This is a genomic window from Streptomyces sp. NPDC058001 (genome assembly GCF_042886315.1).
In the GTDB taxonomy this organism is placed as follows: domain Bacteria; phylum Actinomycetota; class Actinomycetes; order Streptomycetales; family Streptomycetaceae; genus Streptomyces.
On sequence record NZ_JBHVQT010000001.1, the window covers coordinates 750968 to 764815 of the forward strand.

The 13848-nt window shown below is 71.7% G+C and carries 14 protein-coding genes; 8 read left to right on the plus strand and 6 right to left on the minus strand.

The window, feature by feature from the left end; all coding sequences use genetic code 11:
- Positions 1–67: 67 nt before the first annotated feature.
- Positions 68–2020, plus strand: a complete 1953-nt coding sequence (locus ACFVT5_RS03490) for a hypothetical protein (protein ID WP_389880900.1) — start codon at positions 68–70, stop codon at positions 2018–2020.
- A 285-nt stretch (positions 2021–2305) separates the two neighbouring features.
- Here ACFVT5_RS03490 and ACFVT5_RS03495 read toward each other — a convergent pair whose 3' ends face one another.
- Together ACFVT5_RS03495 and ACFVT5_RS03500 are read right to left on the minus strand one after the other, a co-directional pair.
- Entirely contained in the window at positions 2306–3115 is an 810-nt protein-coding gene (locus tag ACFVT5_RS03495) for a tetratricopeptide repeat protein (RefSeq protein ID WP_389880902.1), read from the minus strand.
- 52 nt (positions 3116–3167) lie between these two features.
- On the minus strand, positions 3168–4178 hold the full coding sequence (locus ACFVT5_RS03500; protein WP_389880904.1) for a GNAT family N-acetyltransferase: 1011 nt from the start codon (positions 4176–4178) through the stop codon (positions 3168–3170).
- Between the two features lie 139 nt (positions 4179–4317).
- Here ACFVT5_RS03500 and fdxA point away from each other — a divergent pair, with 139 nt between their 5' ends.
- Both fdxA and ACFVT5_RS03510 read left to right on the plus strand, forming a co-directional pair.
- Complete coding sequence (gene fdxA, locus ACFVT5_RS03505; RefSeq protein WP_073784614.1) at positions 4318–4638, plus strand: ferredoxin; 321 nt, start codon at positions 4318–4320, stop codon at positions 4636–4638.
- A 138-nt stretch (positions 4639–4776) separates the two neighbouring features.
- A complete protein-coding gene (locus tag ACFVT5_RS03510; protein ID WP_389880906.1) occupies positions 4777–5883 on the plus strand; it encodes a bifunctional succinyldiaminopimelate transaminase/glutamate-prephenate aminotransferase in 1107 nt (368 codons plus the stop codon).
- Between the two features lie 162 nt (positions 5884–6045).
- Here ACFVT5_RS03510 and ACFVT5_RS03515 read toward each other — a convergent pair whose 3' ends face one another.
- Together ACFVT5_RS03515 and ACFVT5_RS03520 are read right to left on the minus strand one after the other, a co-directional pair.
- Entirely contained in the window at positions 6046–6450 is a 405-nt protein-coding gene (locus ACFVT5_RS03515) for an ATP-binding protein (RefSeq protein WP_389880909.1), read from the minus strand.
- A gap of 333 nt (positions 6451–6783) precedes the next feature.
- The gene (locus ACFVT5_RS03520) at positions 6784–7731 is read right to left on the minus strand and encodes a heavy metal transporter (RefSeq protein ID WP_389880911.1); all 948 of its coding nucleotides are present in this window, start codon (positions 7729–7731) and stop codon (positions 6784–6786) included.
- Between the two features lie 60 nt (positions 7732–7791).
- On the opposite strand from ACFVT5_RS03520, the gene dapE reads away from it, so the two are divergent.
- Together dapE and ACFVT5_RS03530 are read left to right on the plus strand one after the other, a co-directional pair.
- Positions 7792–8871: a succinyl-diaminopimelate desuccinylase gene (dapE, locus tag ACFVT5_RS03525; protein WP_389880912.1), complete on the plus strand. Its 1080-nt coding sequence runs from the start codon at positions 7792–7794 to the stop codon at positions 8869–8871.
- Between the two features lie 143 nt (positions 8872–9014).
- On the plus strand, positions 9015–9764 hold the full coding sequence (locus ACFVT5_RS03530) for a TIGR00730 family Rossman fold protein (protein WP_389880913.1): 750 nt from the start codon (positions 9015–9017) through the stop codon (positions 9762–9764).
- A gap of 60 nt (positions 9765–9824) precedes the next feature.
- On the opposite strand, the gene folP is transcribed toward ACFVT5_RS03530, so the two are convergent.
- Entirely contained in the window at positions 9825–10685 is an 861-nt protein-coding gene (folP, locus tag ACFVT5_RS03535; RefSeq protein WP_389880915.1) for a dihydropteroate synthase, read from the minus strand.
- 139 nt (positions 10686–10824) lie between these two features.
- On the opposite strand from folP, the gene ACFVT5_RS03540 reads away from it, so the two are divergent.
- Together ACFVT5_RS03540 and ACFVT5_RS03545 are read left to right on the plus strand one after the other, a co-directional pair.
- Complete coding sequence (locus tag ACFVT5_RS03540) at positions 10825–11199, plus strand: DivIVA domain-containing protein (protein WP_389880916.1); 375 nt, start codon at positions 10825–10827, stop codon at positions 11197–11199.
- Positions 11196–11795, plus strand: coding sequence for a DNA-3-methyladenine glycosylase I (locus tag ACFVT5_RS03545; protein WP_389880917.1), 600 nt, complete (start codon positions 11196–11198; stop codon positions 11793–11795). Before ACFVT5_RS03540 ends, ACFVT5_RS03545 begins: the two co-directional genes overlap by 4 nt.
- Positions 11796–12411: 616 nt before the next feature.
- On the opposite strand, the gene ACFVT5_RS03550 is transcribed toward ACFVT5_RS03545, so the two are convergent.
- Positions 12412–13215 carry an enoyl-CoA hydratase/isomerase family protein gene (locus tag ACFVT5_RS03550; RefSeq protein ID WP_389880919.1) on the minus strand — a complete coding sequence of 268 codons (804 nt, stop codon included), beginning with the start codon at positions 13213–13215 and terminating at the stop codon, positions 12412–12414.
- Positions 13216–13533: 318 nt separating this feature from the next.
- Here ACFVT5_RS03550 and ACFVT5_RS03555 point away from each other — a divergent pair, with 318 nt between their 5' ends.
- A complete protein-coding gene (locus ACFVT5_RS03555; protein WP_003966491.1) occupies positions 13534–13701 on the plus strand; it encodes a DUF3117 domain-containing protein in 168 nt (55 codons plus the stop codon).
- Positions 13702–13848: the final 147 nt, after the last annotated feature.

Sequence of the window (13848 nt, forward strand, 5' to 3'; positions counted from 1 at the left end):
CTTCGGCAGGGGGGACCCCCAGAAGTGAGGTCGAGACGGGCGGTGGAGCCAACCGGGAGATCCTGCCTTGAGTCGTGAAACTGACAGTTCGTCCTCCGGGCCGCATGGGCGCGGTGGAGCCGCTTACCCGTCGGGGACGCCGCCCTACGGCACCCCCATGCAGGGCGCCGCTTCCCCTGATGGAGCGGACGAGGGCCGGCCGGCCGCCGGACCTCCGTCGGAGGAGCGCAAGACCGAGACGACCCTGACCACGCGCATCCGCATCAACATCCCCGGATCGCGGCCGATTCCGCCCGTAGTGATGCGTACGCCGATGTCCGAGGCCGACGCGTTCGCGCTCGGTGACGAACGGGACGGGAACGGCGCGGGCCAGGGCGACGCGAACGGTTCCGGTACCGGCGGGGGAGCGGCGCTCGGCCCGGCCCCCACCGGCGCGCCCCCGTCGGGAAACGGCGCCGGGCCCGCCGGTGAGAAGACCAGCGACTGGTTCGCACCGCGCAAGTCGGGTCCGCCGCAGGGTGGTTCGGGGGCCGGTACGGCGCCCGGTGCGGGGGCGGGAACGCCCCCTTCGGCCAACGGCGTTTCCGGGGGCGGAGGTTCACCGGGCACGGGCGCTGATCCGTTGGGCGGTGACCCCCATCGCGGCGACCTCCCGTACTTCGCGCAGAACAGCACGGGTCCCGGCCCCCAGGGCGGCCCCCACGGCGGCCCTCAGGGTCACGGGCAGGGTCCCGGTCCCGGTGGCCCGAACGGTCCCACCGGTGGTCCGGTCGGCGGGGACGGCCCGTTGACCGCGCCGCGGATGAACGACGACACCGCGATCCTCACTCCGCAGCAGCCGGCTCCCGTACCGCCCGGCGGCGGTCCCGGGATGCCGGGCGGTCCCGGTGACAATGTGTCGGGGCACACGCTCACCAGCGGCATCCCCGTGGTGCCGCCCGCGCAGAACGGGCCGTTCGCGCCGGGCGCCCACCCCGACGGGCCGGTGCCGCACACCCCGCCGAAGCTGCCGGAGCCGGTCCAGCAGAACCTGCCGCCCGCGTCGAACCGGTCATCGCGCCCGAAGAAGAAGGGCCGCAGCAAGCTCGTCCTGCTGGTCGTCGGTCTCTTCGTGATCGGCGGATTCGTCTACGGCGCGGGCCTGTTGCTGAACCACTCCGACGTCCCCAAGGGCACCACGGTGCTCGGCGTCGACATCGGCGGCGGCACCCGTGACGAGGCCGTCAAGAAGCTGGACGCGGCCCTCGGCGACCGGATCACCAAGCCGATGCAGCTCGCCGTGGACGGCAAGAACGTGCCGCTGCGGCCCGACCAGGCCGGGCTCACCCTCGACACCGACGCGACCGTCCAGGCGGCGGCCGTCAGCGACTACAACCCGGTGTCCGTCGTGGGCTCCCTGTTCGGTCAGAAACGCGTCGTCGAGCCGGTCATGCCGGTCGACGTGGAGAAGTTGAAGGTGCAGCTCGCGCGGGCCGTGAACGGCTCGGCGAGCGGCTCGGCGAACGACGGCACCATCGACTTCGTCCCGGGCAAGGCCGTCGCGGTGTACGGGAAGGTCGGCAAGGGCGTCGACGTCGACGGGTCGTCCAAGGCCGTCGAGGAGGCGTACCGCACCCAGGTCGAGACCGGCGGCGGCACGCCCGTACCGGTCGCCCTCACGACCCAGGAGCCGTCCGTCTCCAAGGCCGAGGTCGACCGCGTGATGAAGGAGTTCGCGGAGCCGGCCATGTCGGGCCTGGTCACCATCAAGGCGGGCGCCGCCTTGATCCAGTTCGGCCCGGAGAAGTCGCTGCCGCAGATCCTCAGCGTCCAGGCGATCGACGGCAAACTGGTCGAGAAGTACGACAAGGCCGCACTCAAGAAGCTGTACGGCAACACGTTCGACGGCATCCTGATCACCCGCGCCACCGGCCAGAAGACCGCGGTCACCCCGGAAGACGTCATCGGCGTCCTACGGGACGTCCTCCGCGGCAAGACCCCGGCGGACCGCGTCGGCACGATCAACACGAACCCGACGTAAGCCTCCGGCGGTTCTGGGGTTGTCCCTGGCCGGTACCTACCGCCGGGACAACCCGGGGCCCTGCAACTCCCGGTTCCCCTCTCCGGGACGCGACGGCGAGAACCCCGCCACCGCGTCCCGGCGGCGCCGCGACCCGTTGGCGTAGGCGGAACACCGTCGGTCACCGCGACCTGGCTCGCACGCCGTCGCGGCGGCCGACGGCTCCACCAACGCCGAGCCGGCCGCCCGCAACCGTGCCGAGGCCGTACGCATCCCTCGCGAGAAGGGCCTCCGACCCGAGAGGGTTCAGTTGAGCAGCGCGCGAGCCGCCCGCGCCTGGCCCCGGATGCGCTCCGCCGCCGCGCCGTCCACCGGCTCCACGATCTTGGCGTACGCGTCGAGTTCGGCGGCACCGAGCCGGTACGCGCCCCTCTGCACGAGGAGCTGTGCCCGCTCGTACCGCAGCCGCGCCGGATGTGACGGCAGGAGCAGCGACAGTTCCACGGCCCACAGCGACACGTCGGAGCGCTCGGGCCGGGCGGCGGCCCACGCACGGATGTTGTTGAGGATCCGCAGCACGATGTCCAGCGGATCGGCGGGCACCAGCATCGCCGGGTCGAGCGGCGCGCCGGTGGCTCCGGCGACGAGCAGGTCCGCGTCAGGGCCGGTCAGCACCCGTCCTCCGTCGAACGGATCGGCGAGCACCTGGTCGGCGGGCGGCCCGAACCCGACCACGAAGTGCCCCGGCAGCGCGACCCCGTACACCGGGGCGCCCGCCCGCCGCGCGACCTCCATCCAGACCACGGACAGCAGGATCGGCAGCCCCCTGCGACGCCGCAGCACCTCGTGCAACAGGGACGACTCCAGACGCTGGTAGTCACCGGGCGTCCCATGGAATCCGTGCCGCTCCCCGAGCACCCCGGCGAGCGCGCCGGCCCATTCCCGCGGCCCCCCGGGCCGAAACGGCACCATCCCGGCCAACCGGTCCAACTCGATCTGAGCCCGATCCATGCCGTCGTCGTCCAGCCCGGAATCGGCTGCTCGCCCGATGAGCAGACAGAGCAGCGCGAGATCGGGCCGCTCACTGCGCGCGGCTTCGGCGAAGGACTCCGTCATGTCCACTCCTGTGCGGGCGCACCCACGTGCCGGGTGCGTTCAAGGTCAACGGTCACACAGCCCCGCCCGGCTCCCGATAGTGGTGATACGCGTGATGCAACTGAAACCCCATCCCGTCGTACAGGGCGAGCGCCCCACCGTTGTGCGCCTCCACCTGAAGCCACGCAGCCGATGCCCCCTCCTCCAGCGCGCGCCGTGCCAGGGCCACCATGATCTTCGTCGCCAGGCCGCGTCGGCGAACCGTCTCGTCCACCTCCACCGCCATGAACCCGGCCCACCGCCCGTCCACGACACACCGCCCGATCGCCGCGCACGGCCCCCCGGCCGCACCCGGCACCGAGGCGAACCAGACCGAGGGCCCGGCCCCGAGCACCTTCAGGACATGCGGCCCCGGCACCTGGAACCGCTGATACCGGCGCAGCCACGCCTCGTCCACCGACCGCGAAAGCCGTACCCCGTCCACGTCCGCGTCGAGATCCGCCACCGGCGCGAGCGACGCGACCCGCTGCTCGGCCGACACCTCCCGCGTCCAGCCACGCGCCGCCAGCTCCGCGCAGAGCGCCTCCTGCGTCCCCTCGGCCCCGGTAGCCGTCTGGACGTACGCGGGCAGCCCCCGGCGCCCGTACCAGTCCCGTACCGCCGTCAGAGCCGCGTCCAGCGGGCGGCCCGGATCGCCCAGCGGCAGCACCGAGTTGGCGCGCCGTGTGAAGCCGGACGCGGCCCGCAGCTCCCAGTCGCCGAGCCGCTCGCTCTCCACCGGCTGCCAGGCCCGCGCGGCGACCCGCGCCAGCTCCTCGTACGACGCCGAAGGCCCTCGGCGACGCGCCGGAGCGGCCGGTACGACCTTGCCCGCGACGAGCGCGGACTCCTCGATCCGCACCGCCTCGCCGGTACGCCGGGTGATCATCAGCACACCGTTGTCCCAGGATGTGAGAACCCCGACCGTGTCGGTGAACTTCAGGGGATCTCCCGGTTCCTGGACCACCCGGCGTACCGACACCCGTTTGCCCACGTCAGCAGCGGTGATCCGGACCTCAAGTCGGCCTCCCGCGGCGAAATCCACAGCTCTGCCCACCCCTCCTGTTCGGTTCAAGCCCAGGAACGGAGATACTAGGTGCGGGCATCGACGAGCCGCGCTCCCGCGCGCCAGGCGGCGGAGCCTGTGGAGGCCCGCCGGCGCCCTATCGAGGAGGAACGACAGCGTGACCTACGTCATCGCGCAGCCTTGTGTCGACGTCAAGGACAAGGCGTGCATCGAGGAGTGCCCGGTCGACTGCATCTACGAGGGCTCCCGGTCCTTGTACATCCACCCGGACGAATGCGTCGACTGTGGTGCCTGTGAGCCGGTCTGCCCGGTCGAGGCGATCTTCTACGAGGACGACACCCCGGAGGAGTGGAAGGACTACTACAAGGCGAACGTCGAGTACTTCGACGAGCTGGGCTCCCCCGGCGGCGCCAGCAAGCTCGGCCTGATCGAGCGCGACCACCCCTTCATCGCCGCGCTGCCGCCCCAGAACCAGTAAGAGCGGCCCCGCCCCCGCACCCCGCTTCGCCCGGTCCCGTACGGCCCAGCCGCCGTACGGGACCCAGGCGTTGGCCCGCACGGACCGTGTGGCCCCTATACGGTCCGTACAGGTCCGCGTACGAGAGAGATGAGTCCCGTGTCCGCAGTCGAAGCACCCGTCGACCGTCTTCCCGCCTTCCCCTGGGACAAGCTGGAGCCGTACAAGGCGACGGCCGCGGCCCATCCCGACGGCATCGTCGACCTGTCCGTCGGCACCCCGGTGGACTCCGTCCCCGAGCTGATCCAGAAGGCACTGGTGGCGGCGGCCGACTCGCCGGGCTATCCCACGGTGTGGGGGACCCCGGAACTGCGCGACGCGATCACCGGCTGGTGCGAGCGGCGCCTCGGCGCACGGGACTTCACCCACCGCAACGTCCTTCCGGTGGTCGGCTCCAAGGAACTGGTGGCCTGGCTGCCGACCCAGCTGGGCCTCGGCCCCGGCGACAAGGTCGCCTACCCGCGCCTGGCCTACCCGACGTACGAGGTGGGCGCCCGGCTCGCCCGCGCCGAGCCCGTCGCGTACGACGACCCGACGGAGCTGGACCCCACGGGCCTGAAGCTCCTGTGGCTCAACTCGCCGTCGAACCCGACCGGACGAGTGTTGTCCCGGGACGAGCTGACGCGGATCGTGGCGTGGGCGCGTGAGCACGGCGTCCTGGTCTTCTCGGACGAGTGCTACATCGAACTGGGCTGGGAGGCCGACCCGGTCTCCGTACTCCACCCGGAGGTGTGCGGCGGCTCGTACGAGGGAATCGTCGCGGTCCACTCGCTGTCGAAGCGGTCGAATCTGGCGGGCTACCGCGCCGCGTTCGCGGCGGGCGACGCGGCGGTCCTCGGCCCGCTCCTCCAGCTCCGCAAGCACGGCGGCATGATGACGTCGGCGCCCACCCAGGCGGCCGTGGTCGCGGCGCTCGGCGACGAGCAGCACGTACACGAGCAGCGCGCCCGGTACGCGGCCCGCCGCACCGCCCTCCGCACGGCCCTGGAACACCACGGCTTCCGCATCGAACACAGCGAAGCCAGCCTCTACCTCTGGGCCACCCGAAACGAACCCTGCTGGACCACGGTCGCCCACCTCGCCACCCTGGGCATCCTGGTCGCCCCGGGCGACTTCTACGGAAGAGCGGGCGCCAGCTTCGTAAGGGTGGCACTGACAGCCACAGACGAACGAGTAGCAGCAGCGGTAAACCGCCTGCGACCGTGATCTGACCAGTTGCGGGCAGCCGTCCCGCACGGCGACCCCCACCCCCACCCCGTTGTGGGCAGGCGTTCCGCACGGCGGAACGGGTGGGCACAACCCAAGTACCGGTGCCCCGAAAAAGGGGGCCGGGGAGCCAAGCTCCCCGACCCCCAGGTACCGGCAACGTCAGCCGAGCGGCAACCCATTCACCGGAAGCTGCCCGGTGCCGGGGGCGGCAGCCCCGGTCACCCCACCGATCACCTCACCGGCACTCCCACCAACATCCCCGGCAGCCTTCTGAGCCGCAGGGGCAGCCGTCTTCGCCCCCTTGCCCACGGTCTTACCGGCCGCCGGAACGGCCTTCTTCACGGTCTTGCCACCGGTGTCCCCGGCAGTCCTGGTGACATTCTGAGACGCACCGTCGACGGTGCTGCCGACATTGGCGCCGTCGAGGGCGGTGACCCCGCCCAGGGGTGCGCTGGTGGGGAGATCAACGGCGCTCGCGGAGCCGGCCGCACCGACCACGGGTGCCGCTCCCGCCGCGACGAGCAGCGCGACACGGGCGATCCGACGGGTCAGGGGGAGGGACATGATGCTCCTTAGACGGAAGAGACGCTGGGGTGTCCGGGCCGTTCCGATGACCGCTGTTCGGCCCACCGGCTTGATCGTTCCCGGCCCTCGGACGCCCTGACTACCGCTCGAAGCCGCCGAAGGTTGCGGTGGGCCAACGTAAAGAGTTGGTAATGCATCGCATAATCTGCTGCGGATAAAAACGGGCAAACACCACTCGTACGTAATGCCTGCCGAATCCCTACGGCCCTGTGGTGCCAAGGGATCCGCGCGCCCCGCCGTACGCCCGCCGTACGGGCCCAGAACGCCCCGCCGCGACCCGACCGCACTCCGCCGAACGGGTGAGGGGCCGAACTACTGCCCGGTGACGATACGGACGGCGTCGGAGCCCCCGGACGTCTTCCGCCACGCCGTGTGCGACATGCCGGGCGTCCACTCCATGCCCGCGTACGTCACCCGTTCGATGCGCAGCGCCGAGGAGTTGGCGACCGCCCACTGCGCCAGCTCCCAGCCGCGCTGCCGGGCCGATTCCCCGGGCGATGCGGCGGTCGCGGGCACCGGCACGGTCACGGTCCGCGCCGCCGTGTCTCCGCTCCCACCCGTCGGCGAGGGCGTGGCCGGCGTGTTCCTGCCGGAGGTCGCCGCGATCTCCTGGAGGACGTCCCGCCCGAAGTCCCGGACCAGCGCGGCCCGTACCTCCGAGGGTGAACCCGCCCGCGCGCTCGGCCTGTTCTCGCAGGTGAGGGTGGCCGGGGCGCGGCCGGTCAGCGTGGCGGACAGCAGGGTCGCGTCGGGCTCGTACCGCGCGTACGCCTGCGGATAGGCGCTGTGTTGCACGCGCTGCGCGGCGACCGTCAGCGGCAGCCGCGCATAGCCCGGAACCTCGGCCAGATGCCGGTAGAAGGTGGCCGCCGCGTGCGCCGGGTCCTTGATCTCCTCGGCCGTGCCCCAGCCCTGCGAGGGCCGCTGCTGGAACAGGCCGAGCGAGTCGCGGTCGCCGTGGTCGAGATTGCGCAACCCCGACTCCTGGAGCGCGGTCGCCAGCGCGATCGTCACCGCCCGCTCCGGCATCCCGCGCGCGGTGCCCACGACGGCGATCGTCGCGGCATTGGCGGCCTGCTCGGTCGTGAAGCGGTACGACGCGCCGTCACCCTTGCCCGAGACGACCTCGCAGCGCGGCGCGGGGCGCCCCCCGGTCGCGTACTGCGCGATCAGATAGCCCGCGACCGCGAGCAGCACCGCGCCGGCCACCCCGATGCGGAGGAGGCGACCGCGCCGTGCGGGGGCGGGTGGCTCAGGCACGCGACCCACGCTACTGGAGCCCACCGACAGCGCGGCCGGGCGAGGGTTAGGGTCGGCGGCATGGATCGCACTCCCCTCGACCTCACGCAGGACGCCGCACTCCTCACCGCGCAGCTCGTCGACTTCCCGTCCGAGAGCGGCGCCGAGACACCGCTGGCCGACGCGATCGAGACCGCCCTGCGCACGCTGCCCCACCTCACGGTCGACCGGTACGGCAACAACGTCGTCGCGCGTACGCATCTGGGCCGCGCCGAGCGGGTGATCCTCGCCGGGCACATCGACACCGTGCCGATCGCCGACAACGTGCCCTCGCGCCTGGACGCGGAGGGCGTCCTGTGGGGCTGCGGCACCTGCGACATGAAGTCGGGCGTGGCCGTGCAGCTGCGCCTCGCGCAGAGCGTGCCGGAGCCGAACCGCGACCTGACCTTCGTCTTCTACGACAACGAGGAGGTCGCCGCCCACCTCAACGGCCTCGGGCATGTCGCCGAGGCACACCCCGACTGGCTCCGGGGCGACTTCGCGGTCCTCCTCGAACCCTCCGACCAGCAGGTCGAGGGCGGCTGCCAGGGCACCCTGCGGGTCCTGCTGCGCACCAAGGGCGAGCGGGCGCACTCCGCGCGCGCGTGGATGGGCTCCAACGCCATCCACGCCGCCGCGCCGATCCTCGCCCGCCTGGCCGCGTACGAGCCGCGCTACCCGGTGATCGACGGCCTGGAGTACCGCGAGGGCCTCAACGCGGTCCGCGTCGAGGGTGGCGTCGCCGGGAACGTCATCCCCGACGTGTGCACGGTCACGGTCAACTTCCGGTACGCGCCCGACCGCACCGCCGACGACGCCGTCGCGCATGTGCGCGAGGTGTTCGCGGACTGCGGTGTCGAGGAGTTCGTCGTGGACGACCACAGCGGCGCGGCCATGCCCGGACTCTCGCACCCGGCCGCCGTCGACTTCATCAAGGCCGTCGGCGGCACCCCGCAACCGAAGTACGGCTGGACGGACGTGTCCCGTTTCAGCGCCCTCGGCGTGCCCGCCGTGAACTACGGGCCGGGCAATCCGCATCTGGCGCACAAGCGCGACGAGCGGGTGGAGACCGCCAAGATCTGGGCGTGCGAGGAGCGTCTGCGGGCCTGGCTGACCTCCTGAAACACCCCCACCGGCCCACCCGGAACACCCCCGTCGGGTGCGGAACACCCCCGCAATCCGCTGCTGACATCCCGAATTACGGCGTTCGTCACGCCCGTAGACCTACGCTGAAGTGGCAAGACCGTCAGCGGAAGGGGACGTTCATGGGCAGTCCGGAAGCGCAGGGGCCACCGGAGGAGCAGCACCTCGGACCGGTGCTGCGGCGGCGCGATCAGATCCAGCCCGGCACCACCGACCAGCGGCTGCTCGACACCGAGGGCGACTCGGAGTGGGTGCACACCGATCCCTGGCGAGTGATGCGTATCCAGTCGGAGTTCGTGGAAGGGTTCGGCGCGCTCGCCGAACTGCCCAGCGCCATCAGCGTCTTCGGATCGGCCCGCACACGCGCGGGGACCCCTGAGTACGAGGCCGGCGTCGCCATCGGCAGTGCGCTGGTCGACGCGGGATTCGCGGTGATCACGGGCGGCGGACCGGGAGCGATGGAGGCCGCCAACAAAGGCGCGCGCGACGCCAAAGGCATCTCCGTCGGGCTCGGCATCGAGCTGCCGTTCGAGCAGGGGCTCAACCAGCATGTCGACATCGGTGTGAACTTCCGCTACTTCTTCGTCCGCAAGACGATGTTCGTGAAGTACGCGCAGGGGTTCGTGGTGCTGCCCGGCGGCCTGGGCACGCTGGACGAGCTGTTCGAGGCGCTGACGCTGGTGCAGACCCGCAAGGTGACCCGTTTCCCGATCGTCCTGTTCGGCTCCACCTACTGGGGCGGCCTGGTCGACTGGCTGCGTGGCACCGTCGTGGCGCAGGGCAAGGCGTCCGAGAAGGACCTGCTGCTGTTCCATGTCACGGACGACGTGGACGAGGCGGTCCGACTGGTCACCAAGGAAGTCGGCCGGTAACCGCCCGGCCGGTTACGCCGGTTACGCCGGGGCCCGTCGGTCCCGCCCGTCGATGTGCGGTCACGCCAGACCGCGACGGGCGACCGCCGGGGGCCGGTGGCCCGCGATCGAGGCGACCATGTCCAGCACCTGACGGGTCTCCGCCACCTCGTGGACCCGGTAGACCTGCGCGCCCAGCCACGCCGACACGGCCGTCGTGGCGAGCGTCCCGACGACCCGCTCCTTGACCGGCCGGTCGAGGGTCTCGCCGACGAAGTCCTTGTTGGACAGCGACACCAGCACCGGCCAGCCCGTCGCGACCATCTCGCCGAGCCGGCGCGTCGCCTCCAGGCTGTGCCGGGTGTTCTTGCCGAAGTCGTGCCCCGGGTCGATCAGCACCGACTCACGCGGTACGCCCAGCTCCACGGCCCGCTCGGCGAGCCCGACGGTCACCCCGAGGATGTCCGCCATCACGTCCTCGTACGTGACCCTGTGCGGCCTCGTACGGGGCCGGGCGCCGCCCGTGTGGGTGCACACCAGGCCCACGCCGTACCGGGCGGCGACCTCGGCGAGCTTCGGGTCGACGCCGCCCCACGCGTCGTTCAGGAGGTCGGCGCCCGCCTCGCACACGGCCTCGCCGACCTCGTGCCGCCAGGTGTCGACGCTGATGACCACCTCGGGGAACCGGGCGCGGACCTGAGCCACGAAACCGACCGTGCGGCGGGCCTCCTCCTCGGCGGAGACCTCCTCGCCGGGGCCCGCCTTCACCCCGCCGATGTCGATGATCGCCGCGCCCTCGGCCACCGCCTGCTCCACGCGCGCGAGGGCGGGCTCGTCGCGGAACGTCGCCCCCTGGTCGTAGAAGGAGTCCGGGGTCCGGTTCACGATCGCCATGATCACCGGTTCGTGCGCGTCGAACACGCGCCTGCCCAGCCTGAGCATCCCCTGAGTCCCTCCGGTGTCCGGCCCGTCGATGGGTCGCCTGCGACCTTAACTGTCAGAGGCGCATGGCACGATCGGAGCCTGACAGTTTTCCTGCCGGCCGAACCGGGGCCGGCAGCCGAGCGTGGGGACCGCAGAGATGTTCATGTTCTTGTTCCTGGTGGTCGCGCTCGTCGTGGTGGTCGCCGCGGTGACGCTCGCCGTGGTGGGCGGCGGCGAGAGCGGCGCCCTGCCCGAGGCCGCGCCCGAGCGGTTCGCGGACCCGCTGCCGCCGGACCGCCCGGTCGGCCGCGCCGATGTCGAGGCGCTCCGCTTCCCCGTCGCGGTCCGCGGCTATCGCATGGCCGAGGTCGATGACGCGCTGGGGCGGCTCGGCGCCGAACTGTCCGAGCGGGACGCCCGTATCGGCGAACTGGAATCGGCACTGGCGGGCGCGCGTGCGCAAGCGGGTCGGACCGTCGGACTGGTGAAGCACCCGGTCGAGGACGCCGTGCCGCGCGAGGACCGACCGTGACCGCCGGCGGGGTCGTGGCCGGGCCCGACGGCAAGCTGCGCTGCCCCTGGGGACTGTCCACGGACGACTATGTGGCGTACCACGACGAGGAGTGGGGCCGCCCGGTCCACGGCGACGACGCGCTGTACGAGCGGCTCTGCCTGGAGGCATTCCAGTCCGGCCTGTCCTGGATCACCATCCTGCGCCGTCGCGAGGGCTTCCGCGCCGCCTTCGCCGACTTCAAGATCGCGTCGGTGGCCGCCTTCACGGACCGCGACGCCGAGCGGCTCCTCGCCGACCCGGGCATCATCCGCAACCGCGCCAAGATCGAGGCGACTCTCGCCAACGCGCGCGTACTGGCCGACTGGCCCGAGGGCGAACTGGACACCCTGATCTGGTCCCACGCCCCCGACCCGGCCCGCCCGGCCCCCCGCAAGATCACGGACGTCCCGGCGGTGACGGACGAGTCGACGGCCCTGTCGAAATCCCTCAAAAAACAGGGCCTACGCTTCATCGGCCCGACGACTGCCTACGCCCTGATGCAGGCGTGCGGCTTGGTGAACGACCACCTGAAGGACTGCGTGGCCAGAGGCTCGGAGAGGGCACAGGGGATGTAGCCCGCCCCCAACTCCGCCGACGCCCTTGTTCCGTCGCGACGGGTTCCGCCGCACCTTGTCTCCGGCGCGCCAGGCTCTGTCGGCCCCCATTCACTGCCGCGCCAAGTCTCGCCGCCACCATTTCTCCGCCGCGACGGCGGCGCACCACGACGAGGCTGACCGGCGGTGCTGAGCCGTCCCCGGCGGGGGGCACTCCCGGCGCGGCCGGGCAGGGCCGTGCCGGGGTTTGCCCGGCGGCCCCTTGTCCGCCGCAGTCGAATGACCGCCGCGCCAGGTCTCGCCGCCATCTTGTCTCCGCCGCGACGGCGGCGCACCAGGGCGATGGTGACCGGCGGTGCCGAGCTGTCCGCGGCGGGGGGACGACCGGGGGCAGCCGGACAGAGCTGTGCCGGGGGCTTGCCTGGCGTGCTTTGTTTGCCGTGGCCGGATGACCGCCGCGCCGGGTCCCGGTCGACACCTTTTCTCCGCTGGCACCCTTGTTCCGTCGCGTCAGGTCTCGTCGCCATCTTGTCTCCGCCGCGACAGTGGCGTACCAGGGCGATGGTGACCGGCGGTGCCGAGCCGACCCCGGCGGGGGGACGACCGGCACAGCCGGGTCGGGGAACCGGTCACCGCGTCAGCGGCCCCGGTATTGCGGCTTCTCCTTGGCCAGGAAGGCGTTCACCGCGATCCTGTGGTCCTCCGAGGCGCCGGCGCGGGTCTGGAGTTCGTCCTCCCTCTCCAAGGTCTCCTCCAGCGAGTGCGACAGCCCGTAGGCGAGGGACTCCTTGAGCGCCGCGTACGCCACGGTCGGGCCGGAGGCCAAGGCGCGGGCCACCTTCAGCGCCTCGTCGGCGAGTTCGACGGCGGGCACGACCCGGTTCGCGATCCCCAGCTCGTACGCCTCCGCCGCCTTGATGCCACGAGGGAAGAGCAGCAGGTCGGCGGCGCGCCCCGGCCCCACCAGACGCGGCAGCGTCCATGACATCCCGGAGTCCGCGGTGAGCGCGACGCCGGCGAACGACGTGTTGAAGGAGGCCGTGTCCGCGACGATGCGATAGTCGGCGGCCAGGACGAAACCGAACCCCGCACCGGCGGCGACCCCGTTCACCCCCGCCACCACCGGCTTGGCCATCCCCGTGAGCGCCCGCACCACGGGGTTGTAGTGCTCGCGCACCGTACTCATCGTGTGCGACGTCCCCGACTCCCGGTCCGCCGTCAGCAGCGCGACATGCTCCTTGAGGTCCTGCCCCACACAGAAGGCCCGGTCCCCGGCGGCCGTCAGCAGGACGGCCCGTACCGCGTCGTCGGCCGCCGCCGCCTCCACCGCCTCGCGCAGCGCGACCTTGGCCTCGGTGTTCATCGCGTTCATCGCCTCGGGGCGGTTCAACGTGATCGTCGCGAGTCCGTCGCTCACTTCGTGGAGCACGGTGTCGGCCATGGGGAATCCTCTCCGGCAGGGGCGTCTCGGTCGTCGTCCGAGCCCAGCATGGCGGAGATCGCCGGGCCCGTGCATGTGACCTGCATCAAAGAATTCCGGGCTCCGAAACCTGAAACGGGAGCGGAGTATCGCAGCCACATCGCCGAATTGGGTGGTTTTGCGGGAGCGCGTTGCGTAAGCGATGCCGACTGATGTTGGTCATCGGGTCCCGCGATGCGGGATAATGGCTGGGAAGCAATGTGTTCGATGCCGGACGCGTGCCCTCGACAGGGCGGGGCTGTCGGCTGAGGTGAGCTGGTTTCAGGAAGGGGAACGAGCATGGCGGCCATGAAGCCGCGGACGGGTGACGGCCCGCTCGAGGTGACCAAGGAGGGGCGGGGCATCGTCATGCGGGTTCCGCTCGAAGGCGGCGGTCGGCTCGTCGTAGAGCTGACCCCGGACGAGGCCGACGCCCTCGGCGACGCCCTCAAGAAGGTCGTCGGCTGACGCGGAAGCACGACAATACCCCTCAGTAACACCCGGAGGCCCCGGCACCGTACCTTGGGTTCTAGTAGTCGTCGCAACACCCCAGCTCAGGGGATGCGATGGACTTCGAGATCCGGAAGGTCCGTAAGGCTCACGGGCCGATGAAGT